We start from the raw sequence: 22,555 nt of genomic DNA on the forward strand, positions 1-22,555 counted from the left end.
GATCCGGGCCGGTCGGGATTGTGCGCCCCATGCGCGGTCGCTACGGTGGCCGCAAACGCAAATCCGCCCCCGGCACGGGGATCACGAAAAGGCAAAACTGATGCAGGACTGGCTGACCATGAGCGCCGCGCAACTGGGCCGCGGTATCGCCGCGGGAGAGATCGACCCGCTGGCGTTGACCGAGACCTATCTGGCAGCGATTGATGCCCATCCCGCGACGGCGCGTATCTACACGCAAGTCACCAGAGACCGCGCCCTGGCGGAGGCCAAGGCCGCACAGGACCGCGCGAAATCCGGCCTGCGCCGCTCGCCGCTCGACGGGGTGCCGCTGAGCTGGAAGGACCTGTTCGACAGTGCCGGCGTGGGCACCGAATCTGGCTCCGATCTGCTGAAAGGCCGGGTGCCGGACCGCGATGCGCTGGTGCTGGAGACCGCAACCGCCATGGGGGCGGTCTGCCTCGGCAAGACCCATATGAGTGAGCTGGCTTTCTCCGGTCTCGGGCTGAACCCGATCAAGGAAACACCGCCCTGCGTGAATGATCCCGACGCGGTGCCCGGCGGGTCATCGTCCGGTGCGGCCGCCTCGGTGGCCTTTGGTCTGGCGGCCGGGGCGATCGGTTCGGATACCGGGGGATCTGTGCGCATCCCCTCGGCCTGGAACGATCTGGTCGGGCTCAAGACCACCTCCGGGCGCGTCAGCCTTGAGGGCGTGGTGCCGCTATGTCTGAAGTTTGACACCATCGGCCCGCTGGCCCGCACGGTCGAGGATGCGGCGCTGATGCTGGCGCTTGTTGAAGGCTCCGCCGCCGCGCCGGATCTGGAAGGCGCAAGCGTCGAGGGCAAGCGGTTTGCCGACCTGCGCACGGTGGCGCAGGATGATCTTGCACCCGAGGTGGCCGCGGCCCATGCCGCCGCGCTGGACAAGCTGCGTGAAGCCGGAGCGGACATCGTGCCGCTGGAGGTGCCGGAGCTGCCCGAGGCGATGGTCCTGTCGCCGATCCTGTTCACCACCGAGGCCTATGGCCTGTGGAAGGACGTGATCGAGGCAGCACCTCATCTGATGTTCCCGGAGATTCTGGCGCGGTTCCGCTCCGGCGCGGAGTTCGCGGGGGCGGATTACGTCGCTGCATGGGCCAAGCTGGAGCAGGTGCGCATGATCTGGGATCAGGCGGTCGCTGGCTTTGACGCGGTTCTGGCGCCGACAGCCCCGATTCTGCCGCCAAACCTCGCCCGGCTCCAAAGTGATCACGACTATTACGTCACCTCGAATCTCATGGCGCTCCGGAACACGCGGATCGGCAATCTGATGGGAATCTGCGCGCTGTCGCTGCCCACCGGCACGCCCAGCTGCGGGCTGCAGGTGATTGGTCAGCCCAACTGCGAAGAGGCGCTTTTGCGCGTGGGCGCTGGCGTTGAGGCGGCTTTGGCCTGAAAGACACACTGTTGCACCCGCGCCATCAGCGGGTGGACGCATGCTCCTTTGGCCTGTAACTTGCGGGACAAAACGGGGCGATTACGATCCCGGTATTGAGGCACAGACATGAAGTTTCCCGAGCGGTTTGCCCATCTGCCGCCCTACGCGTTTCCGCGTTTGCGTGCGCTTCTTGACCATCACGCGCCCGGTGGCGATGTGGTGCAATTGACCATTGGCGAACCAAAGCACGCATTCCCGTCTTGGGTCACTGATGTGATCATGGAGAACGCGGCAGGCTTTAACAGCTACCCGCAGAACGAAGGCACCGACGCCCTGCGCGGGGCCATGGCCGATTGGGCGGCGCAGCGCTATGGCGTGACGCTGGACCCGGCCACCCGGCTGATGGCGCTCAATGGCACCCGCGAGGGGCTGTATAATGCCGCCATGGCGCTCTGCCCCGAGGAAAAGAACGGCCAGCGCCCGGTGGTGCTGATCCCGAACCCCTTCTATCAGGTCTACATGATCGCGGCGATTTCGGTTGCCGCCGAGCCGGTGTTCGTGCCCGCCACCGATGAGACCGGCCATCTGCCCGACTATGCGTCGCTGCCCGAAGAGGTGCTGAACCGCACCGCCGTGGCCTATATCTGCTCGCCAGCCAATCCGCAGGGGGCCGTGGCCTCGCGCGCCTATTGGGAACAGCTGATCCGCCTGGCAGAGAAATATGATTTCAAGATCTTCGCGGATGAATGCTATTCCGAGATCTACCGAGACAGCGCCCCGGTGGGCGCGCTGACGGTCGCTGACGAGCTGGGCGCGGATCCCGAACGGATTGTTCTGTTCAATTCGCTCTCCAAACGCTCCAACCTGCCGGGGCTGCGTTCCGGCTTGCTGGCTGGCGGACCCGAGACATTGGTGCAGGTCAAGAAACTGCGTGCCTATTCCGGCGCCCCAATGCCCGGTCCGTTGCAGGCCGCGGCCGCAAAGGTTTGGGCGGATGAGGCGCATGTTGTCGAAAATCGTGCGCTTTATCAGGAAAAATATCGCGTTGCGGATGAGGTCTTTGCCGGTCTCAACGGATACATGTCGCCCGAAGCCGGCTTCTTTCTCTGGCTGCCGGTCGAGGATGCCGAGGCGGCGACCTTGAAGCTCTGGCAGGAAACCGGCGTGCGTGTGCTGCCGGGTTCGTTCCTGGCGCAGGGCGAGGGGGCAGAGAATCCCGGGCATGGATATATCCGCGTGGCACTTGTGGCCTCTGCGGAACAGACACGTGCAGCGCTTACTTTGCTGCGCGATTGTCTCTATTGAGAATAAGAAGATCGCCTGTTCCCAAAGCCGGGAACAGGCCAAGAGCAAGACGAAACACCCGCGGGGCTGATCCAAGAGCGAAACAGCCGATGCCCTGCGCGAGCGAACCGAGGTAGGCATGGCATTTCAGACCCGCAGCAGAGATCCGCTTCTGGACAGCAACATGCAGGCGGCTATCGAAAAGCGTGGCAAGGAGCTGATCGGGCTTCTGTTGATTGGCGTTGGCCTGCTGGTGGCCGCGATGATCGGCTCATACACGCCGGACGACAGCAACTGGATGGTGTCCACAGACGCGCCGGTACAAAACTGGCTTGGTCAGACCGGGGCCTCGATCGCCTTTTTGCTGATCACATTCCTTGGCAAGGGCGCTTGGGCGATCTCCGTGTTTCTGTTTGCATGGGGTGCGCGCTTCCTGTTGCACAGGGGCGAGGACCGAGTGCTCTGGCCAGCCCTGATGCTGGTGTTCTGGCTGATTATTGTGGCGCTGCACTTTGAGACACTGGTGCCGGGTGACGAATGGAAGGCGTTCCACAGCTTTGGTCTTGGTGGGATGATCGGCAATACGGCCCTGGGCGGCCTTTTGGCGCTCCTGCCTTTCGGTCTTGCGTTCTTGGTAAAGTTCCTGTCGTTCCTGACGGCCATCGCCGTGCTGGCGCTGGGGGCGTTTGTTCTTGGGTTTACCCGTTCCGAAGTGACGCGCATCGGGCGTTTCCTGTTGATTGGACTGGTGCTGGCCTACGGTGCCTTGGCAAACCTCTTGGGCCGTGGCGCCAATGGCGGCCTTCAGGCCGCGCGTTCATGGCAGAACCGCCGGGCAGAACAACGCACTCTGGCACTCGACGCAGAAGACGAACCACTGGTCTACAGCGACCCTATGGACGAGACTGAATTTGTCCGCAACGAACCGCAATTTGGTCTGCATGCACCGGCGCCGCAGCCCGTCGCGGCCCCCCCTGTCGAGGAGCGCACAGGTCTGTTCAGCCGTGCAACCAATCTGATCCGGCGGGGTGAGGCGACGGACATGCCAGCACCAGAACTGGTGGATCCCGAACCGGTCGCCGACGTTCCGAATGTTCCGGGTGACGAGCGTATCGCCGAAAAGATCGCCAATGCCGTCCGCATCCGTCGATCCAAGACACCGCCGCCGTCGGACCTGTCGTTGACAAAGGGGCGTGGCAAACGGCCCGAACCGCTGATTTTCAATCAAAGCGCGCCGCAGGCGTCCCCCGCAAGCGAGCCGCAGCTCACCGCCGGTGTTTCATCTGTCCCTGAAATTCCTGCCGCCCCGACACCGGAAGCGATCCCACAGGCGCCAGTCGCTTCTGCACTGAACACGCCCAAAGCTGCGCCGGACATGCCGGATGCGTTCCTCGCCGACCAGGTCCCGACGGAGAACTTGCCCGAAGAACCTGCCATGACCAGCCCCGCACCAGCCATGCCGTCTGCTGAGGCACCTCGGGTCCAGATCACACCGCGCTCTGATCCTCAGCCCGCCGCAAACGTGTCGATGGAAATCCCGGTCGCAGAACCTCGCAAGGCGGTCGTGGAACAGCCTCAGCGCAAACCGGTTCAGCCCTCAGCCCGCGCACAGGCGGAGGCGCAACCGAATTTGTTTAACGAGGAGAGCGACAGCGATTTCGAATTGCCACCGCTGTCACTGCTGACCAACCCGTCGGGTGTTGAACGCCTGCATCTCAGCGATGAAGCGTTGGAAGAAAACGCCCGCATGTTGGAAACCGTACTCGACGACTATGGCGTAAAGGGCGAGATCGTATCGGTTCGCCCCGGCCCTGTGGTCACCATGTATGAGCTGGAGCCAGCGCCGGGTCTCAAGGCCTCTCGTGTGATCGGTCTGTCTGACGACATCGCCCGTTCGATGTCTGCCCTGTCGGCGCGGGTGTCCACTGTGCCCGGCCGTACGGTGATCGGTATCGAACTGCCGAACGAGAACCGTGAAAAGGTGGTGTTGCGCGAAATTCTCGCCAGTCGCGACTTCGGCGATGGCAATCAGAACCTGCCGCTGGCTCTGGGCAAAGATATCGGTGGTGACAGTATGGTCGCCAACCTCGCCAAGATGCCTCACCTGCTGATCGCCGGGACCACCGGTTCTGGTAAGTCGGTGGCGATCAACACCATGATCCTGTCGTTGCTTTACAAGCTCACGCCTGATGAATGCCGCCTGATCATGATCGACCCGAAGATGCTGGAACTGTCCGTTTATGACGGCATTCCGCACCTGCTGAGCCCCGTTGTGACCGATCCGAAAAAGGCGGTTGTTGCCCTCAAATGGGTCGTGGGCGAGATGGAAGACCGCTATCGCAAGATGTCCAAGATGGGCGTGCGCAACATTGCGGGCTACAATGGTCGCGTGAAAGAGGCGCTCGCCAAGGGCGAGATGTTCTCGCGCACCGTCCAGACCGGCTTTGACGAGGACACTGGTGAGCCGATCTTCGAGACCGAGGAATTCGAACCCAAGTCGCTGCCTTACATCGTCGTCATCGTCGATGAGATGGCAGACCTGATGATGGTGGCGGGCAAGGAAATCGAAGCCTGTATTCAGCGGCTGGCACAGATGGCGCGGGCCTCAGGCATTCACCTCATCATGGCGACACAGCGCCCATCGGTGGATGTAATCACCGGCACCATCAAGGCGAACTTCCCGACCCGGATTTCCTTCCAGGTGACTTCGAAGATCGACAGCCGTACCATTCTGGGCGAGATGGGGGCCGAGCAGCTTCTGGGCATGGGGGACATGCTTTATATGGCGGGCGGCGCCCGTATTACGCGCTGCCATGGCCCGTTCGTGTCGGACGAAGAGGTCGAAGAGGTGGTCAACCACCTCAAACAATTCGGCCCGCCCGATTACGTCGGTGGCGTGGTTGAAGGTCCGGATGATGCAAAGGCCGACAACATCGATGCGGTCTTGGGTCTCAATACCGGTGGGAACACCAACGGCGAAGATGCGCTCTATGATCAGGCGGTGGGGATCGTCATCAAGGATCGCAAGTGTTCGACCTCCTACATCCAGCGCAAACTGGGTATCGGATATAACAAGGCCGCGAGGTTGGTGGAGCAGATGGAGGAAGAAGGCCTCGTTTCTGCTGCAAACCACGTTGGTAAAAGGGAAATTCTCGTTCCCGAGCAATGAGCAACAAAAGGCCGGGCGCTGTGCCCGGCCTCTTCACTTTGGCCTTGAGGCGCATATCTTCTAAGTTATGAAACAGTTTGTCTTTGCTCTCGCGCTCGGCGCGACCACATTGGCTTCCACCGTTGCAACCGCGGCGGAGAAGCTGAGCCTGAACGAGATTTCCTCTTATATGAACAGTTTTGCCACTGCTCAGGCAGACTTCACTCAGGTGAACGATGACGGCAGCCTGTCGACCGGGAAGCTCTATATTCGCCGTCCGGGCAAGGTGCGGTTTGAATATGATCCGCCACATTCCGGGTTGGTGCTGGCCGAGGCCGGTACCGTCGCGATCATGGACCCGAAATCAAACCAGCCGCCAGAGACCTATCCGCTCAGCCGTACGCCGTTGTCGATCATCCTGGCGCGGAACGTGAATCTGGGGCGCGCGAATATGGTTGTCGGACATGGGTTTGATGGGGTGTCCACCGTGGTGCGTGCGCAGGACCCTAAGAACCCGGAGTATGGCAGCATCGAAATGATGTTCACCGATGCGCCGGTACAGCTGCGAAAATGGGTTATCTACGGCAGCGCTGGCGAGACGACCACGGTCATTCTCGGTGATATGAAAACGGGAATGTCGTTTAAATCCAGCCTGTTCAGCATCTCACGTCCAAGACGCGACCGCTGATATAGGTTGCCCCACACCATTTGGCGTGGGGCAGTTCTTCACCTGAATTTTCGGCAGCTGTCCAATTGAACCTTATAGGCATTTGAGCGCGCTTCGACCTTGTTCGCGACGCCCAGCAGCCAGCTCTTTCTGTTGTAGCTGCCGCGCGCGTAGCCCGTGTGACCTTCGTGATAGGCCAGATACTGATTGCGCGCATCGCTTAGCTGGATGCCATTGCGCTGGTAGCTGCGCGTCATGTACCAACCCATGAAATCCGTGGCGTCATCAATCTTGTCCCGGCGTGCAGAGCGACGGCCGGTGTCTTTCTTGTAGTCTTCCCAGGTGCCGTCCAGAGCTTGGCCATAGCCGTAGGCGCTGGAAATGCGGCCCATCGGGATGATGCCGAGCGCATATTTATGCGGTGTGCGGGCCCTGCCATCAAAGCGGCTTTCCTGATGTATGGTTGCCATCTGCACATGCACCGGCACACCCCACCGGCGTTCTGCCGCGCGGAACGCACGCAAATACTTCGGGCGCTCGTTGATAATGCTGCAGGCGTTGTCCAAATTTCGCGGTGGGGATTTGTATCCACCACCACAGGCGGCCAATGCCAACAGGAGCACCAGGGCACTTATGATTCTGCTCATTGCCTCTGCCTCTGTTTTTTTGGCAGTTTAGCCAATTGCGATCAGGGAGGAAATCCCCAATGAATAGCGCTCACATTTCCCGCCGATTGTTAAAAATTGACGTGAAACTAGGGGGTTGTGGAACTGTCGTTGGCGGCCTGACAGACTGTTTCTGCAAATTGTCACCACCAAGGTTGGACAACCGAGGACGGAAACCGTTAGTACAGGGGGAGAAGAGGGCCGACAAACATGCTGAAGACGCGCGCAAAATATAATCTTGGCCAGGTCGTCCGTCATCGAAAGCACCCGTTCCGCGGCGTCGTTTTTGACGTGGACCCGGAGTTTTCCAATACCGAGGAATGGTATGAGGCGATCCCGGAGGAGAGCCGTCCGGCCAAGGAACAACCCTATTACCACCTGCTCGCCGAAAACGATCAGAGCTATTACGTTGCCTATGTCTCAGAGCAAAATCTGGTTGCGGATTATTCCGGCGAACCGGTCAGCCATCCTGACCTGCACGAGATGTTCACCGGGTTTGATGACGGCAACTATCAGCTGCAGTATCATCTGAACTGACGCCGTTCGACGCGAGACAGGTGCCGGGGGCGTCCCCCGACGTCCTGTCCTGTCGCGTTAGTATCCGATCGCGCATCCATCCTTGCGGGGATCGCTTGCCCCTTCCAGAACGCCATTGGCGTGAATCTGGATGGCTTGCGAGCCACCGATCGCGTTGGTTGAAACGTCGACTTTGTGACCCATTTCGGCGAGCTCGGCTCTCACTTTATCCGAGTAACCTCGCTCAACTTTCAGCGTGCCTGCATCGCAGAACGCCCGTGGTGCGTCCATTGCGGTCTGCGGGTCCATGCCGAAATCCTTCAGGTTAGACACAAACCGCGCATGCCCGTTGGGCTGGTACGCGCCGCCCATGACGCCGAATGGCATGGTGATGCGACCGTTTTCTGCCAGCATTGCCGGGATGATCGTGTGCATTGGGCGCTTGCCGCCTGCCAGTTCATTGGCGTGCCCGGGCTGGAGGCAGAATCCCGCGCCCCGGTTCTGTAGCAGGATGCCAAACTTTTCCGACGCAATGCCGGATCCGAATCCGTGGAAGATCGAGTAGATCAGCGACACGGCCATCCGGTCCCTATCAACAACGGTGATGTAGATAGTATCCTTGTGCACTGCTTCGCTGACCCCTTGCGGCGCGGCCATGGCCCGTTTCGGGTCGATCAATGCGGCCAAACGCTCTGCCGTGTCCAATGCCAACATATGGTCGAGACGGGACATGTAATCCGGGTCCGCAATGAAGCGATTTCGGGCATCATAGGCGAGTTTTGCTGCCTCAGCTTCGATATGAGCGCGCTCAGCCCCGTTAGGGTCCATGGCTGCGATGTCGAAATGCTTCAGGATGTTAAGCATCAGGATCGCGGTGGCGCCCTGACCGTTGGGCGGATGCTCCAGCAGGTCTGTCCCTTTGTAGTGTCCCGAGACCGGATCTGTGGGCGTGGCCTCCGTCGCGGCAAAATCATCTGCGGTGTGCACACCACCGCGCGCCGCAAGGGCGGCGATCATGTCGTCCGCGATCTCTCCGGTGTAGAATGCATCACGCCCGTCCTTGGCGACCCGGCGTAACACCTCGGCCTGTCCGGGAGCGCGAAAGATGTCGCCCTGTGTCGGCGCCTTGCCGTCAAAGAGATAGGCCTCCCGCGCGGAGCCCTGCAGGGTAGACGCGTCATTGCCCCAATCAAATGCAACGCGCGGGGCAACGGGCACACCTTCATCAGCATAGTGTATGGCGGGGGCCAGAATGGCATCGAGGCCGAGTTTGCCTTCTGTTTCCGCCAAGCGGCAGAACGCATCCATGGCACCGGGGATGGTGACGGCATCCGCGGCATTCAACGGTACGGTCTGGCGCCCCTGAGCGCGCAGGTGGTCCGCATCCGCGGCTGCGGCGGCCCGACCGGATCCGTTCAGGGCGCGCACCCTGTTTTCGCCCGCCCGATTATAAAGGACAAAGCAATCCCCGCCGATGCCGGTCATCTGTGGTTCGCAAATCCCCAATAGCACCGCGCCAGCGATTGCCGCATCCATGGCATTGCCGCCACGCTTCAGAATGTCGATGGCGGCCTGGGCAGCCAAGGGATGCGAAGTGGCGCATATGCCATTCTGGGCGAAAACCGCAGAGCGGCCCGGTTTCTGGAAATCACGCATTCCTGTTTTCTCCTGTTTGAGACCGAAGCGTAGTGGTCCTGAAACCGGAGGCAATGGCAAAACGCGGGAGGGGCCGGATTGCTGCGCTTGAATGCGTGGCACTGCGCAGACTGCCGAAACCCCGGCACCGCGCGACAGGTGGGGGCAGAAATACACGGCGCCGGGGCAAGCTAAAGGTCAGCTCTACGTTGAATTTTTGCTCAGCATTGGGGCGCTCGCGGGTCTTTAATGTGTCGGATCTGTGGCTGGCCGAGCAAGTTCATGCGGATCTGAAACAAATGCTGCGCAAATAGCGGTTTGGAGCAATTTGCCCGGTTCACTTCGTGAGCTGGATTTCGAAACACAGCGACAACTGATTGTTGTCCATATTGCGCTTGTACTGAATGTCACTGGCCAACTCGCGGATCAGGAACCAACCAAACCCCCCTTCGGGCAGATCCTCTAGCGGTGTGCTCGCGTCGACATGTGCGGGCTTTCCTTCCGGCAGTTTTGTGTCCGGAAAAGGCATACCCGCGTCGCGAATTTCCACCCAGAGACGGTCCGAGTGTAGGTTGCATCGGATCAGCACATCACCTGTGGTGGTTTCGGAATAGGCGTGTTCGACGACATTGTTGACTGCTTCGGCGAGGGCGATCTGCACCTCGTCGACACGGGTGTCGGGGACACCCATGTCCTTCAACCGATGGACCACCGAAATGACGCCACGCCTGGCATCCAGCTCGGTCGCCCTGAAGGAACAGGCAAAAGTTTCAACCATATAGTTCGATCTCCAAAGACGATCTTGGTCGGTTTAAGTCTCGACGTGTTCAGGATCGAGCGCGTCCTGCAGCGTGTCATAAAGATTGAAAACCGTGTCCATTCGCGTCAACCGAAACACCTTGTCGACCTTCGGGGTCAGGCCGGCCAGGTCCAGCTTGCGATCCTTGCCAAGCTGCTTCATCGCGGCGACGATTGCGCCCAGACCGCTGGAGTCGATGAAATCCACGCGAGACAGGTCGAGAATCACACGTGTTGGCCCCGCCTCCGTCTCCGTGCGCATGTCTTCTTTGAATTGAATGGCCATGGCTGCATCAATGCGCTGGGCGTTAACCGTCACCACCTGTGCGCCGTCTGCTTCCGTGCTTGTAAGGCTCATAGAGTGTTCCTCGGGTCATCATATTTGGAACTCACCCTAGACCTTAAATGTTATCATTCAGTATGGATAGTTCAGAAATTTGGAGGAGTTGACGGAATGGCCAGGATTGCGATCACGGGCGCGGCGCGAACACCGATGGGCGGTTTTCAGGGAATTTACGATGGGGTGACAGCGGCAGACCTCGGCGGGGCGGCCATCAAGGCTGCACTGCAGCGAGCAGGGGCCACCACCGTCGACGAAGTGCTGATGGGCTGTGTCCTGCCAGCAGGGCAGGGGCAGGCCCCGGCGCGGCAGGCAGGCTTTGCCGCGGGACTGGGCGAAGAGGTGCCGGCCACCACCCTCAACAAAATGTGCGGCTCCGGCATGAAAGCGGCGATGATGGCGTTTGACCGTCTGGCGCTTGGCGGCGCCGATGTGATGGTCGCGGGGGGCATGGAGAGCATGACCAACGCCCCCTATTTGTTGCCCAAGATGCGCGGCGGGGCCCGGATCGGCCATGGTCAGGTCATCGACCACATGTTCCTCGACGGGTTGGAAGACGCCTATGACAAGGGCCGCTTGATGGGCACTTTTGCCGAGGATTGCGCCGAGCATTATCAATTCAGCCGCGAAGATCAGGATGCATTTGCGCTGGGGTCGCTATCCAACGCCCTGGCGGCGCAGGAAAGTGGTGCATTCGAGGGCGAAATAACTGAAGTGACGGTCAAAACCCGCAAGGGTGAGGTGGTGACCGACACTGATGAACAGCCCGGCGCCGCGCGCCCCGACAAGATCCCGACCCTGAAACCGGCGTTCCGTGCCGATGGTACGGTGACGGCGGCCAATGCCTCTTCGATTTCCGACGGGGCAGCGGCATTGGTTCTGGCGTCCGAAGAGGCCGCCGCCGCGCGTGGGCTGCCGGTTCGCGGGCATATCCTTGGCCACGCCAGTCACGCGCAAGCGCCGGGCTGGTTCACCACCGCGCCGGTGCCGGCGGCGCGAAAGCTGCTGACCCGGATCGGCTGGGACGTGGAGGATGTGGACCTCTGGGAGGTGAACGAGGCCTTCGCCGTGGTGCCGATGGCCTTTATGCGCGAAATGGGCGTGCCGCGCGAGAAGATCAATGTGAACGGTGGTGCCTGTGCGCTTGGTCATCCGATCGGGGCCTCGGGTGCGCGGATCATGGTGACGCTGCTGAACGCGCTGGAGAAGCGCGGATTGCAACGCGGCATCGCAGCAATCTGCATCGGTGGCGGCGAGGGTACAGCCATCGCGATCGAGCGGGTTTGACCTCGGTTCAGGCGCATCCTATCGGTTGACGCATCACGACAGGGAGGGGCGCGCCTCTTCCTGTCACATTCAGGAAAGGCAAATCTGAAATGCGGGTGAACTACCAGGATCTGGCCAAGACAGTGGCTGCGCTGACCGAAGGCGAAACCGACGAGGTGGCGTTGATGGCGACGCTGGCCTGCGAGCTGCATCACTCTGATGATCGCTTTGATTGGACCGGCTTCTATCGCGTCACCGAGCCGGAGGTTTTGAAGATTGGCCCCTATCAGGGTGGGCACGGCTGTCTGGTCATCCCTTTCGCGCGCGGCGTCTGTGGCGCGGCGGCGCGCGCAAATACGGTGCAGCTGGTCGAGGATGTTGAGGCCTTTCCCGGTCACATCGCCTGCTCGTCGTCCACCCGATCCGAAATCGTGCTGCCGGTGCGCAACGGTGCCGGAGCGGTGATCGGTGTCCTCGATATCGACAGCGACCAGCCCGGCGCATTTACGCAGGAGGATGCGGATTGCTTGGCTGCACTGCTGGAGAGCGTGTTCGGCGGGCTCTGAATGCTCCCGTCTTTAGTACAATAACCGGCGCTGCCTCAGTGCCGGTTTTTTTCTGCCTGTCTGACGATAGGGGACCCCTCCAATCCCCTTGTGAAATTTTCCTTTTAAATTTCACAGAGATCAGGCATCATGAAATTTATAGGGTAAATTTCACCAGCCTGCGGAGGCCGCCTTGAACGATCACACCCCGGCTCTCACCACGCTTGGCGCCGATCTGCGCGCGCTCAGACGGGCGCGGGGGATCACCATCGCCGATCTGGCCGCGCGCATGGGCCGGTCGGTTGGCTGGATCAGCCAGGTGGAACGGGACTTGTCGGAACCGTCGATCTCTGACCTGCGGCAGCTGGCGACCTGTCTTGAAGTGCCGATGTCGATGCTGTTTGCCCATGCCTCCGCACCGGTGGAGGAGCAGGGCTACATCGTGCGCGCAGAGGCCCGGCGGCCCATGGGCTCCGGTGAAGAAGGGCTGATCGAGGAACTGCTCTCCCCCGATTTGACCGATGATTTCGAGATGGTGCATTCCACCTTCGCCCCAAACGCGCGCATGCAGACGCGGGCCCATCGCCCGACGCAGGAGGTCGCTTATGTGATTTCCGGCCGCCTCGACCTGCAGATCGCGGAGCGTCGCTTTACCGTTGGTCCCGGCGACAGTTTCCGCATCCGGAATGAGCCGTTCCAATGGGCCAACCCCTATGACGAGGCCTGTGTCGCCGTCTGGGTCATCGCGCCGCCGGTGTATTGACATGAGCTTTGATGCCTGGACCCTCTTCGCCCTGTTCTGGCTGGTCTTTGTGACCACACCCGGGCCCAATGCGGTCAATTGCATCTCCAACGGCATGAACCTCGGGTTCGGCAAGGCGATGCTCGGGGTGCTGGCAATCCTGACCCAGGCCTCGGGGTTTCTGATCCTTTCGGCGCTGGGCGTGACAGCGCTGATCGCGGCCTCACCGAGCGCGTTTTTTGTGGCCAAACTGGTCGGGGCGGGCTTTTTGATTTTCCAAGGCATCCGGGGGTGGCGCAATGCGGCCAAACCCGCACCTTCCGCCGAGCGCCCGGCACGGCATGTTTATTTGCACGCGCTGGCGGTGGCGACGATCAACCCCAAGAGCGTCGCAGGCTATCTGGCAGCATTCTCGCAATTCGTGCAGCCGGACGTGCCGATCTGGTCGCAGATGGCGGTCATCATGCCCACCGCGCTGACGCTGACCACGCTCAGCTACACCGGCTTCACGCTCCTTGGCGTGATTATGGGCCGGGCAGCACTGGCAGCCGTTTTCAACATCTGGATCCGCCGTCTGCTGGCGATCTGTTTCATCATTTACGGTGTTCTTCTAGGTGCCAGCAGCACACCAAATCTGGAGGCTTCTTCATGATCAAAGGCCAGTGTCTCTGCGGCAATATCCATTTCGAAACCGAGGCCGCCCCTATGGGGCCGTCCATGTGTCACTGCGACCAGTGTCGGCGCCAGTCGGGCGGCATCTGGTCCTCGGCCTATGTGGCGGACACGGATCTGACCATCACCGGCACCGTGTCCTGGTTTGCCTCCAGCCCAAACGCCAAGCGCGGCTTCTGCGCCACCTGCGGTTCTTTCCTGTTCTGGAAAGCGCTGGATGAGGACACCACCAGCTTTGCCCTCGGGGCGGTGAACAATCCCACCGGCCTCACGCTGGAGAAGCACATCTTCGTGGCGGACAAGGGCGACTACTACAAGATCGCCGACGGGCTGCCGCAACAGGACTGACCCCCGATAAACGTGAACAGGGAGCCGACCATGTCTGATTTTCCAACAGGGGCCCGCGTGGTCATCATCGGGGGCGGCGTTGTCGGCTGCTCCGCGCTGTATCATCTGGCCCAGAAAGGCTGGACCGATTGTGTCCTGCTGGAAAAGAACGAGCTGACGGCGGGATCTACCTGGCATGCGGCGGGCAATGTGCCGACCTTCTCGACCTCCTGGTCGATCATGAACATGCAGCGCTACTCGACGGAGCTTTATGCCCGCCTCGGCGACGAGGTCGACTATCCGATGAACTACCATCAGACCGGATCCATCCGGCTGGCGCATTCCACCGAGCGCATGCAGGAGTTCGAGCGCGCCGCCGCGATGGGGCGCTATCAGGGCATGGATATCAAGATCCTGACGCCAGAGGAGGTGAAGGAGCTCTATCCCTTCATCGAGACCCACGATCTGACCGGGGCTCTCTATGATCCCAACGATGGCGGCATCGACCCGGCGCAGGTTACCCAGGCGCTGGCCAAGGGGGCGCGCGACTTGGGGCAGCGGATCATCCGCTTCTGCCCCGCCACCGGCGTCACCCAAACCGACGACGGCTGGGTCGTGCACACTGACAAGGGCGATATTGCCTGCGACTACGTGGTCAATGCCGCCGGATATTATGCGCAGCGCGTGGGGGAGTGGTTCAAGCCCTATGGCGGGCGCAGCGTGCCGATGATGGTGATGAGCCACCAGTACCTGCTGACCGAGGAAATCCCCGATATCGAGGCCTGGTCAAAGGAAACCGGGCGCAAGCTGCCGCTGTTGCGCGATGTGGATGTCTCCTACTACCTGCGGCAGGAGAAACATGGCTACAACCTTGGCCCCTACGAGCCCAACTGCCGCGCCCATTGGGACACATCAGACGATCCGATGCCGGAGGATTTCTCCTTCCAGCTCTGGTCGGATGACCTCGACCGGATCGAGGATATCGTCACCGACGCCATGGAGCGGGTGCCGCTGATGGCCACCTGTGGCGTGTCGCGCGTTATCAACGGCCCCATCCCCTACGCGCCGGACGGGTTGCCATTGCTTGGCCCCATGCCCGGTGTGAAGAATGCCTTTGAGGCCTGTGTGTTCACCTTCGGCATCGCCCAGGGCGGCGGCGCGGGCAAGGTGCTGGCGGAATGGATTGTCGACGGGCAGACCGAATGGGACATGTGGTCTTGCGATCCGCGCCGGTTCACCGATTACACCGATCACGACTACTGCGTGAAAAAGGGCATGGAGGTCTACGGCAACGAATACGCCATGCACTTCCCCCGTCACGAATGGCCCGCCGGGCGGAACAAGAAACTCTCGCCGGTGCATGAGCAGGTCATCGCGCAGGGTGGCCAGATGGGCGCCTACAACGGTTGGGAGCGCGCCAATTGGTTTGCACAGCCGGGCGATGACACATCGCAAGAGGCCACCCATACTTGGGGCCGTGCTGGCCCGTGGCAGCAGCGCATCCGCGAGGAATGTGAGGCGGTGCGCGACCACTGCGGCGTGCTGGACCTGCCGGGGTTTTCGCGGTTTGCAGTCTCGGGAGAGGGTGCGGCAGAGGCCCTGCGCGGCCTCGTCACCGGCGGCCTGCCCAATGTGGGCCGGATGAACCTCGTCTATATCGCCGACAGCCGGGGCCGCATCTTGACGGAAATGTCCTGCCTGCGCAGCGGCGAGGATGAGTTCACGATGATCACCGCCGCTTCGGCCCAATGGCACGACCGGGACATACTGCGCGCCGCCATGCCCGCCGGCGTCACAGTGGAGGATCTCAGCACCTGCCGCGACACGCTGATCGTCACCGGCCCCAAATCCCGCGAAATCCTTGCGCCGCTCACCGACGCCGATCTTTCGCTGGGCTGGCTCAGCCATCAGGCCGCCACGGTGGCGGGTCACCCCGCCTATCTGGTCCGAGTCTCCTTCGCCGGTGAGCTTGGCTGGGAGGTTCACGCGCTGTACGACCACATGCCCGCGATCTACGCCGCGATCCGGGAGGCGGGCGCCAAGCCATTCGGCATGTATGCGCTGAATTCCCTGCGGATTGAGAAAGGCTACCGTGCGTGGAAGGGTGATCTCTCGACCGACTACAGTCTGCTTGAGGGCGGGCTGGACCGCTTTGTGAAACTCGACAAGCCGCAGGACTTCCCCGGCAAGGCCGCGCTCCAGCAGGAGCGGCAGCAGGGGGCGCAGAAACGCTTTGTCACGTTGGTGGTCGAGGCAGGCGAGGCCGACGCGCCCTATATGTCGTGCCTCTGGAAGGACGGCCAGATCGTCGGCGAAACCACCTCCGGTGATTGGGGGTACCGGGTGGGGGCCTCCATCGCGCTGGGCATGGTCCGCGCCGATCTTGCCACGCCGGGCACCGAGCTGGAGGTGGAGATCTACGGCCGCAAGCACCGCGCCACCGTACAGCCCGACCAACCCCTGTGGGATCCTCACAACGAAAGGCTGCGCGCATGACCGAGATTACGCTTCTGGATGGCTCCATCGGGCAGGAACTGGTTCGCCGCAGAGGGGCAAAGGCCACGCCGCTCTGGTCCACCGCCGTGATGATGGAGGCGCCCGATCTGGTGGGCACGCTCCATCGCGACTATTTCGCGGCGGGGGCAACGGTGACGACCACAAACACCTACGCCGTGCACAGGTCGCGGCTGGCGCGGATTGGCGAAGAGGAGCAACTGCTTCCCCTGCTCGATGCGGCGCTGACACAGGCCAAAGCAGCGCAAACTGCGTATCCGGGGGCGCGTCTGGCCGGGGCGCTGGGGCCGCTCTATGCGTCCTATCGGCCTGATCTGAAGCCCGACCCGGAGGTCGCGGCAGCCGCCTTTCGGGAAATCGCCCGATACATGGCGCCGCACGTCGACCTGCTTCTGCCCGAAACGGTGTCGTCGGTGCAGGAGGCCGAAGGGATCCTGCGCGGCATCTCTGATCTGGGCAAACCCGTGTGGATTGCCTTCAGCGTGATGGATGAGGATGGCACGCGCTTGCGTTCGGGCGAGCCGCTGTCGGATGTTCTGCCGTTGCTTCAGACCTATGAGGTCGCCGCGGTGCTGATCAATTGCTCCCGCCCGGAGGCCATCCTGCCGGCGCTTGCTATTCTCAAGACCTACGATCTGCCCTTTGGGGCCTTTGCCAATGGCTTTGACGGCATCGCCGAAGGGTTTCTGCAGGACGCGCCCACCGTCGACGCCCTCAGCCGACGGGTTGATCTTGGTCCGCAGGACTATGCCGATCATGCAATGGAATGGGTTGCGGCGGGCGCCACAATTGTCGGCGGCTGTTGCGAGGTCGGTCCCGACCACATCGCCGAGCTGGCCCGACGCCTCAGGGCCGCAGGGCATCGCCTCGTCTAACTTGCCGCACTGCGACCTCGTGGCAAGAGGCGGCGCCCCGCTCGCGGTGGTGCGCCCCAGATACGATTTTCCGAACGGAAAGGAGCAGACCAATGAACCAACTTCCGCAACAGGCCCGTGTTGTCATTATCGGTGGCGGCGTCGTGGGCTGCTCCGTCGCCTATCACCTGACCAAGCTGGGCTGGCAGGATGTGGTGCTGTTGGAGCGCAAACAGCTCACCTCCGGCACCACATGGCACGCCGCAGGCCTCATCGCGCAGCTGCGCGCCACTGCCAATATGACCAAGCTCGCCAAATACAGTCAGGAGCTTTACGGCGCGTTGGAAGCGGAAACCGGGGTTGCCACCGGGTTCAAACGGTGCGGCTCGATCACCGTCGCCCTCACCGAGGAGCGCCGCGAGGAGATATTCCGTCAGGCCGCCATGGCGCGGGCCTTCGGGGTCGAGGTGGAGGAAATCTCGCCCGATGAGGTCAAGGCCAGATACGATCACCTGAATATCGAGGATGTCACCGCCGGGGTCTGGTTGCCCAGGGACGGGCAGGGCGACCCGGCCAATATTGCACTGGCGCTGGCCAAGGGCGCGCGGCAACGCGGCGCGATCATTCAAGAACGCGTCAAGGTCAGCGGTATTCGGCGTGACGGACGCCGTGTCACCGGGGTGGACTGGCACTCCGATGACGGGCAGCAGCAGGGCCACATCGCATGCGATATGGTGGTGAATTGTGCTGGCATGTGGGGGCATGAAGTGGGCCGCATGGCGGGCACCAATGTGCCGCTGCATGCCTGCGAACATTTCTACATCGTGACCGAAGCCATTGCGGGCCTGACCCAGATGCCGGTGCTGCGGGTGCCGGACGAATGCGCCTACTACAAAGAAGATGCGGGCAAGATCCTGCTTGGAGCCTTTGAGCCCAACGCCAAACCCTGGGCCATGACGGGCATCCCCGAAAGTTTCGAGTTCGACCAGCTGCCGGAGGATTTTGACCACTTCGAGCCAATCCTTGAGGCCGCCGTGAACCGCATGCCGATGCTGGCCGAGGCGGGGATACATACCTTCTTCAACGGGCCGGAGAGCTTCACGCCCGATGATGCCTATCACCTCGGCCTCGCGCCGGAGATGGACAATGTCTGGGTCGCAGCCGGCTTCAACTCCATCGGTATTCAATCTGCAGGTGGTGCCGGAATGGCGCTGGCGCAGTGGATGGAGGCGGGCGAGAAGCCCTTTGACCTCGGCGACGTGGACATCTCCCGAATGCAGCCCTTCCAAGGCAACAGGCACTATCTTTTCGAACGCTCCAAGGAAACACTGGGGCTCTTGTATGCGGACCATTTCCCCTATCGCCAGAAGGCCAGCGCGCGTGGGGTGCGCCGCACGCCCTTCCATCATCAGCTGAAAGAACAGGGCGCGGTCTTTGGCGAGTTGGCGGGCTGGGAACGCGCCAACTGGTTTGCCGCGCCGGGACAGGACAAGGATTATAAATACAGCTGGAAGCGCCAGAACTGGTTTGAGAACTCTGCCGAAGAACATCGTGCCGTGCGCGAGAATGTCGGCATGTACGACATGTCCTCCTTTGGTAAGATCCGCGTCGAGGGGCCGGATGCGGAGGCCTTCCTGAACTACATCGGCGGTGGAGACTATTCGGTGCCTGTGGGCAAGATCGTCTATACCCAATTCCTCAACCGCACTGGTGGGATCGAGGCGGATGTGACCGTCACCCGCCTGTCTGAGACGGCCTATCTTGTGGTCACGCCCGCTGCGACGCGGCTGGCGGATCAGACCTGGATGATGCGCCACCGCGGTGCCTTCAACGTGGTCATCACCGATGTCACGGCGGGCGAGGGCGTGTTGGCGGTGATGGGGCCCAATGCACGCGCGCTGCTGCGGAAGGTCTCGCCCAATGACTTTTACAACGCCGTGAACCCCTTTGGCACCGCGCAGGAGATCGAGATCGGCATGGGCCTCGCCCGCATCCATCGGGTCACCTATGTGGGAGAGCTGGGCTGGGAGGTCTATGTCTCTTCCGACATGGCCGGTCATGTGTTCGAGACCCTGTGGCAGGCCGGGCAGGACCTCGACCTGAAACTCTGCGGCATGCACATGATGGACAGTTGCCGGATCGAGAAGGGCTTTCGTCATTTCGGCCATGACATCACCTGCGAGGATCACGTGGTGGATGCGGGGCTCGGCTTTGCGGTGAAACTCGACAAGGGCTGTGATTTCATCGGCCGTGCTGCCGTGGCCGAACGCAAGGAGAGCGGACCGCACAATCGTCTGCTGCAATTCCGCCTGACCGATCCGGAGCCCCTGCTGTTTCACAACGAGCCGATCCTGCGGGACGGGGAATGCGTGGGCTACCTGTCGTCGGGCAACTACGGTCATACCCTTGGTGCGGCGATCGGCCTTGGCTATGTGCCGTGCAAGGGTGAGGCCGCGGCGGATGTGCTGGCCTCCACCTACGAGATTGATGTCTGCGGCACGAGGGTGCGGGCAGAGGTCTCTCTCAAACCGCTGTATGACCCCAAGTCGGAGCGTGTAAAAGCCTGATACATCTGCTACGTCGACACGACCGCAGCGCCCATATTTATGGCGGCGCTGCGGTTTTCTTTTATTTGTGAAGTCGTTGACGGCACGTTGCCGGACGGTCGATTCGGATTGGGGAGGAGGCCCGGCGATGAGCAGCAAACCAGAAAACGTGGATACGCCCCAGGGCCTCGCCTTTGCGCTGACGGCCTATATCCTCTGGGGCTTTCTGCCGCTCTACATGAAGCTGCTGGCCCATATTCCCCCCACCGAAGTGGTCGCGCATCGGGTGATCTGGTCGGTGCCGATCGCCGGTATCCTCCTGATCATGTTGGGCCGTCTGTCGGATCTGAAGGCTGCCTTGCGCAGCCCGCGCGTGCTGGCCATGGGCTGCGTCACCGCGGCGTTCGTCTCGGTGAACTGGGGCATCTATGTCTGGTCCGTCGGGTCGGGCTACGCGCTGGAGGCGGCGCTGGGGTATTACATCAACCCGCTGTTCTCGATTGCGCTGGGCGCGCTTCTGCTCGGTGAACGCCTCACTCGGGCGCAGTGGGTTGCGGTTGGCCTCGCCAGCCTTGCGGTGATCATCCTGACCGTGGAAACCGGGCGGTTGCCGCTGGCGGCGCTGGGGCTGACTGTATCCTGGGGCTTTTATGCCTTCTTCAAGAAGTCCCTGCCCATCGGTCCCAATCAGGGCTTCCTGCTGGAGGTGCTGATCCTCACCATTCCGGCGCTGGGCTACATCGGCTATCTGACCGCCACCGGGCAGAGTCATTTTGCCTCCGTGCAGTTCGACACGCTGCTGCTGCTGGGGTGCGGGGTGGTCACGGCGGTGCCGCTGATCATCTATGCCAATGGCGCCAAGCTGCTGAAGCTCTCCTCCATCGCAATTTTGCAGTATATTGCGCCGACGATGATCTTTCTCGTCGCGGTCTTTGTGTTCAAAGAGCCCTTTGGTGGTGCCCGCATGGTGGCCTTCCCGCTGATCTGGGTGGCGCTGGTGATCTATTCGGTCTCTCTGCTGCGGGAGATGCGGCGCAAGGGACGCGCGGCCCTGACCGAGGCGGCGCCCGCGCGTGAGGCCTGAGGCCCGCGCGCAGACTGATGCTTGCTTGGCACGCCGATCACAGCTAGGCAGCGGCTCATGACCGTATCCAGCGAATATTGCCCGCCGAGCGACCCGCTTGATGTTCTGCATCACGACTCGCAGTTGCTTGTGGTGAACAAACCTGCGGGCCTGCTTTCCGTGCCCGGCAAGGGAGAGCATCTGGCCGATTGCCTGATCTCCCGCATTCAGGCCGCCTTTCCGGAGGCGCTTTTGGTACATCGTTTGGATCGTGATACCTCGGGGGTGATGGTTTTTGCGATGACACCACATGCGCAACGGCATCTTGGCCTGCAGTTTGAAAAGCGCATGACGAAGAAAACCTACGTCGCGCGTCTGGTTGGACATCTTGAACCGCGCAGCGGGACGGTCGATCTGCCGCTGATCGTGGATTGGCCTAACCGTCCGCTGCAAAAAGTCTGCACTGAAACCGGCAAACCGGCGGAGACGGAGTGGAAGGTCGTCAGCTACGGCGAAAACGAAACCCGTGTGCGCTTGTCTCCCAAAACCGGCCGGTCGCATCAGTTGCGGGTTCATACGCTGTCACTTGGTCATCCAATCCTCGGGGATCCGCTCTATGCCAGCGGTGCGGCGAGAGAGCATTCACGTATGATGCTGCACTCGGAGGAGCTGCGGCTCAAACATCCCGAAGGTGGCGCCTCTCACAAGTTCCGTAGCAAAGCCCCATTCTAATCGACACGCCTTTGGGCGTGCTGTTTGATCCGGTACTTGCGCGGCGTCGTGCCGATCTGTCTGTGAAACTCGCGCTGAAAATGCGCCTGATCTGCATAGCCACAGTAAAATCCAACTTCCGCGAGGCTCAGGCTGCTGGTCCGCAAAAGTGCGGCTGCCCGGTCCGTTCGCGCCTGTCGCAAGGTGATCGAAAATGTTCCCCCTTCGGCGTGCAAATAGCGCTGCAGGCTGCGAGTGGAGAGGCCAAGATGCAGGGCTGCGTCCTCGATGCGCCAGGCGCGTGAAAGGTCCGAGGCGATCAATTGAACCAGATGATCCGTCAGTTGCGCAGATTCGCAGGGAGGCGGCGTGGGAATGCCCGGGGCATTCTTCCACCGGATTTTCCGCCCTTGGGCCGAAACAAATTTGAACCCCGCCCGTTCCAGAACCCCCTGCAGAATTGCGGCGCATTTCAGGTCCGGTGGTTCGTCGTGTGGCTCGGCTGCCAGGGTGATGCCCTGCGCGGTCACCTCGGCGATCTCAAGGCGAGGAACGATGCTGCAGTACCGTTGCAACCGCAGCAGTTTTTCGCAGATCAGCGCGGGGTCGGGGACTGCAACCAGTGCGGTGACCACGGGTGCCTCGGCACTGGCCACTGATCGGATAATTGTCTCCGCCCTCTGGTCGGCGGACAGATCCACGCCCAGAGCGTCGCTAAAATCCATTGCGCACCTCCTCACTGAGGCAAGCCTGGCGCAGGGCTGGGCTCAATCCACGGTGCTAAAACGCTGTACCGGTGCTCAAAGTCTTGCAAGTTTTGATGAACGTTTAAAGACGCCGTGCTGATG

General features: G+C 61.6%; 20 protein-coding genes. 15 read left to right on the forward strand and 5 right to left on the reverse strand.

The annotated features are described in order from the left end of the window. The first annotated feature begins 100 nt into the window (after positions 1–100). The 4 genes from CLV89_RS05530 (at position 101) to CLV89_RS05545 (ending at position 6,534) form a co-directional block, all read left to right on the forward strand. Positions 101–1,432: an amidase gene (locus CLV89_RS05530; RefSeq protein WP_106162632.1), complete on the forward strand. Its 1,332-nt coding sequence runs from the start codon at positions 101–103 to the stop codon at positions 1,430–1,432. 108 nt (positions 1,433–1,540) lie between these two features. Continuing rightward, the gene (locus tag CLV89_RS05535; RefSeq protein ID WP_106162633.1) at positions 1,541–2,719 is read left to right on the forward strand and encodes an aminotransferase class I/II-fold pyridoxal phosphate-dependent enzyme; all 1,179 of its coding nucleotides are present in this window, start codon (positions 1,541–1,543) and stop codon (positions 2,717–2,719) included. Positions 2,720–2,837: 118 nt separating this feature from the next. After that, the gene (locus tag CLV89_RS05540; RefSeq protein ID WP_106162634.1) at positions 2,838–5,867 is read left to right on the forward strand and encodes a DNA translocase FtsK; all 3,030 of its coding nucleotides are present in this window, start codon (positions 2,838–2,840) and stop codon (positions 5,865–5,867) included. Positions 5,868–5,934: 67 nt separating this feature from the next. Continuing rightward, positions 5,935–6,534 carry a LolA family protein gene (locus CLV89_RS05545; protein ID WP_106162635.1) on the forward strand — a complete coding sequence of 200 codons (600 nt, stop codon included), beginning with the start codon at positions 5,935–5,937 and terminating at the stop codon, positions 6,532–6,534. Positions 6,535–6,572: 38 nt separating this feature from the next. Here the strand turns inward: CLV89_RS05545 and CLV89_RS05550 are convergent, their stop codons facing one another. After that, positions 6,573–7,160, reverse strand: coding sequence for a transglycosylase SLT domain-containing protein (locus CLV89_RS05550; protein WP_106162636.1), 588 nt, complete (start codon positions 7,158–7,160; stop codon positions 6,573–6,575). A 228-nt stretch (positions 7,161–7,388) separates the two neighbouring features. Here CLV89_RS05550 and hspQ point away from each other — a divergent pair, with 228 nt between their 5' ends. Further along, on the forward strand, positions 7,389–7,715 hold the full coding sequence (gene hspQ, locus CLV89_RS05555; protein WP_106162637.1) for a heat shock protein HspQ: 327 nt from the start codon (positions 7,389–7,391) through the stop codon (positions 7,713–7,715). Positions 7,716–7,772: 57 nt separating this feature from the next. Here hspQ and CLV89_RS05560 read toward each other — a convergent pair whose 3' ends face one another. From CLV89_RS05560 to CLV89_RS05570, 3 genes are all read right to left on the reverse strand, one after another. Continuing rightward, positions 7,773–9,350: a gamma-glutamyltransferase family protein gene (locus CLV89_RS05560; RefSeq protein ID WP_106162638.1), complete on the reverse strand. Its 1,578-nt coding sequence runs from the start codon at positions 9,348–9,350 to the stop codon at positions 7,773–7,775. Positions 9,351–9,666: 316 nt separating this feature from the next. Next, on the reverse strand, positions 9,667–10,107 hold the full coding sequence (locus tag CLV89_RS05565; RefSeq protein ID WP_106162639.1) for an ATP-binding protein: 441 nt from the start codon (positions 10,105–10,107) through the stop codon (positions 9,667–9,669). Positions 10,108–10,140: 33 nt separating this feature from the next. Continuing rightward, on the reverse strand, positions 10,141–10,485 hold the full coding sequence (locus CLV89_RS05570) for an STAS domain-containing protein (RefSeq protein ID WP_106162640.1): 345 nt from the start codon (positions 10,483–10,485) through the stop codon (positions 10,141–10,143). 96 nt (positions 10,486–10,581) lie between these two features. On the opposite strand from CLV89_RS05570, the gene CLV89_RS05575 reads away from it, so the two are divergent. The 10 genes from CLV89_RS05575 (at position 10,582) to CLV89_RS05620 (ending at position 21,728) form a co-directional block, all read left to right on the forward strand. Beyond that, positions 10,582–11,754, forward strand: a complete 1,173-nt coding sequence (locus CLV89_RS05575) for a thiolase family protein (RefSeq protein ID WP_106162641.1) — start codon at positions 10,582–10,584, stop codon at positions 11,752–11,754. Positions 11,755–11,843: 89 nt separating this feature from the next. Next, positions 11,844–12,299, forward strand: a complete 456-nt coding sequence (locus CLV89_RS05580) for a GAF domain-containing protein (protein ID WP_106162642.1) — start codon at positions 11,844–11,846, stop codon at positions 12,297–12,299. A 172-nt stretch (positions 12,300–12,471) separates the two neighbouring features. Beyond that, positions 12,472–13,041 carry a helix-turn-helix domain-containing protein gene (locus tag CLV89_RS05585; protein ID WP_106162643.1) on the forward strand — a complete coding sequence of 190 codons (570 nt, stop codon included), beginning with the start codon at positions 12,472–12,474 and terminating at the stop codon, positions 13,039–13,041. A 1-nt stretch (position 13,042) separates the two neighbouring features. Beyond that, positions 13,043–13,672, forward strand: coding sequence for a LysE family translocator (locus CLV89_RS05590; RefSeq protein WP_106162644.1), 630 nt, complete (start codon positions 13,043–13,045; stop codon positions 13,670–13,672). Beyond that, positions 13,669–14,040 carry a GFA family protein gene (locus CLV89_RS05595; protein WP_106162645.1) on the forward strand — a complete coding sequence of 124 codons (372 nt, stop codon included), beginning with the start codon at positions 13,669–13,671 and terminating at the stop codon, positions 14,038–14,040. The genes CLV89_RS05590 and CLV89_RS05595 overlap by 4 nt, the downstream gene beginning before the upstream one ends. Before the next feature lie 30 nt (positions 14,041–14,070). After that, positions 14,071–16,515: a GcvT family protein gene (locus CLV89_RS05600; RefSeq protein ID WP_106162646.1), complete on the forward strand. Its 2,445-nt coding sequence runs from the start codon at positions 14,071–14,073 to the stop codon at positions 16,513–16,515. Further along, positions 16,512–17,408 carry a homocysteine S-methyltransferase family protein gene (locus CLV89_RS05605; protein ID WP_106162647.1) on the forward strand — a complete coding sequence of 299 codons (897 nt, stop codon included), beginning with the start codon at positions 16,512–16,514 and terminating at the stop codon, positions 17,406–17,408. The genes CLV89_RS05600 and CLV89_RS05605 overlap by 4 nt, the downstream gene beginning before the upstream one ends. A gap of 92 nt (positions 17,409–17,500) precedes the next feature. Continuing rightward, positions 17,501–19,954, forward strand: coding sequence for a GcvT family protein (locus CLV89_RS05610; protein WP_106162648.1), 2,454 nt, complete (start codon positions 17,501–17,503; stop codon positions 19,952–19,954). 127 nt (positions 19,955–20,081) lie between these two features. Beyond that, positions 20,082–21,017, forward strand: coding sequence for an EamA family transporter RarD (gene rarD, locus CLV89_RS05615; protein WP_106162649.1), 936 nt, complete (start codon positions 20,082–20,084; stop codon positions 21,015–21,017). Positions 21,018–21,074: 57 nt separating this feature from the next. Beyond that, the gene (locus CLV89_RS05620; protein ID WP_106162650.1) at positions 21,075–21,728 is read left to right on the forward strand and encodes an RluA family pseudouridine synthase; all 654 of its coding nucleotides are present in this window, start codon (positions 21,075–21,077) and stop codon (positions 21,726–21,728) included. On the opposite strand, the gene CLV89_RS05625 is transcribed toward CLV89_RS05620, so the two are convergent. Further along, positions 21,725–22,432: a helix-turn-helix transcriptional regulator gene (locus tag CLV89_RS05625; protein WP_106162651.1), complete on the reverse strand. Its 708-nt coding sequence runs from the start codon at positions 22,430–22,432 to the stop codon at positions 21,725–21,727. The two genes, CLV89_RS05620 and CLV89_RS05625, sit on opposite strands and share 4 nt — an antisense overlap. Positions 22,433–22,555 lie beyond the last annotated feature (123 nt).

Origin of the sequence: Tritonibacter scottomollicae (assembly GCF_003003215.1) — a bacterium.
In the GTDB taxonomy this organism is placed as follows: domain Bacteria; phylum Pseudomonadota; class Alphaproteobacteria; order Rhodobacterales; family Rhodobacteraceae; genus Epibacterium; species Epibacterium scottomollicae.

What these genes read in the sequence shown, in the direction of transcription:
- CLV89_RS05530 (WP_106162632.1), top strand. Translation starts at nt 101, where the DNA reads ATGCAGGACTGGCTGACCATGAGCGCCGCGCAACTGGGCCGCGGTATC.
- CLV89_RS05535 (WP_106162633.1), top strand. Translation starts at nt 1,541, where the DNA reads ATGAAGTTTCCCGAGCGGTTTGCCCATCTGCCGCCCTACGCGTTTCCG.
- CLV89_RS05540 (WP_106162634.1), top strand. Translation starts at nt 2,838, where the DNA reads ATGGCATTTCAGACCCGCAGCAGAGATCCGCTTCTGGACAGCAACATG.
- CLV89_RS05545 (WP_106162635.1), top strand. Translation starts at nt 5,935, where the DNA reads ATGAAACAGTTTGTCTTTGCTCTCGCGCTCGGCGCGACCACATTGGCT.
- CLV89_RS05550 (WP_106162636.1), bottom strand. Translation starts at nt 7,160, where the DNA reads ATGAGCAGAATCATAAGTGCCCTGGTGCTCCTGTTGGCATTGGCCGCC.
- hspQ (WP_106162637.1), top strand. Translation starts at nt 7,389, where the DNA reads ATGCTGAAGACGCGCGCAAAATATAATCTTGGCCAGGTCGTCCGTCAT.
- CLV89_RS05560 (WP_106162638.1), bottom strand. Translation starts at nt 9,350, where the DNA reads ATGCGTGATTTCCAGAAACCGGGCCGCTCTGCGGTTTTCGCCCAGAAT.
- CLV89_RS05565 (WP_106162639.1), bottom strand. Translation starts at nt 10,107, where the DNA reads ATGGTTGAAACTTTTGCCTGTTCCTTCAGGGCGACCGAGCTGGATGCC.
- CLV89_RS05570 (WP_106162640.1), bottom strand. Translation starts at nt 10,485, where the DNA reads ATGAGCCTTACAAGCACGGAAGCAGACGGCGCACAGGTGGTGACGGTT.
- CLV89_RS05575 (WP_106162641.1), top strand. Translation starts at nt 10,582, where the DNA reads ATGGCCAGGATTGCGATCACGGGCGCGGCGCGAACACCGATGGGCGGT.
- CLV89_RS05580 (WP_106162642.1), top strand. Translation starts at nt 11,844, where the DNA reads ATGCGGGTGAACTACCAGGATCTGGCCAAGACAGTGGCTGCGCTGACC.
- CLV89_RS05590 (WP_106162644.1), top strand. Translation starts at nt 13,043, where the DNA reads ATGAGCTTTGATGCCTGGACCCTCTTCGCCCTGTTCTGGCTGGTCTTT.
- CLV89_RS05595 (WP_106162645.1), top strand. Translation starts at nt 13,669, where the DNA reads ATGATCAAAGGCCAGTGTCTCTGCGGCAATATCCATTTCGAAACCGAG.
- CLV89_RS05600 (WP_106162646.1), top strand. Translation starts at nt 14,071, where the DNA reads ATGTCTGATTTTCCAACAGGGGCCCGCGTGGTCATCATCGGGGGCGGC.
- CLV89_RS05605 (WP_106162647.1), top strand. Translation starts at nt 16,512, where the DNA reads ATGACCGAGATTACGCTTCTGGATGGCTCCATCGGGCAGGAACTGGTT.
- CLV89_RS05610 (WP_106162648.1), top strand. Translation starts at nt 17,501, where the DNA reads ATGAACCAACTTCCGCAACAGGCCCGTGTTGTCATTATCGGTGGCGGC.
- rarD (WP_106162649.1), top strand. Translation starts at nt 20,082, where the DNA reads ATGAGCAGCAAACCAGAAAACGTGGATACGCCCCAGGGCCTCGCCTTT.
- CLV89_RS05620 (WP_106162650.1), top strand. Translation starts at nt 21,075, where the DNA reads ATGACCGTATCCAGCGAATATTGCCCGCCGAGCGACCCGCTTGATGTT.
- CLV89_RS05625 (WP_106162651.1), bottom strand. Translation starts at nt 22,432, where the DNA reads ATGGATTTTAGCGACGCTCTGGGCGTGGATCTGTCCGCCGACCAGAGG.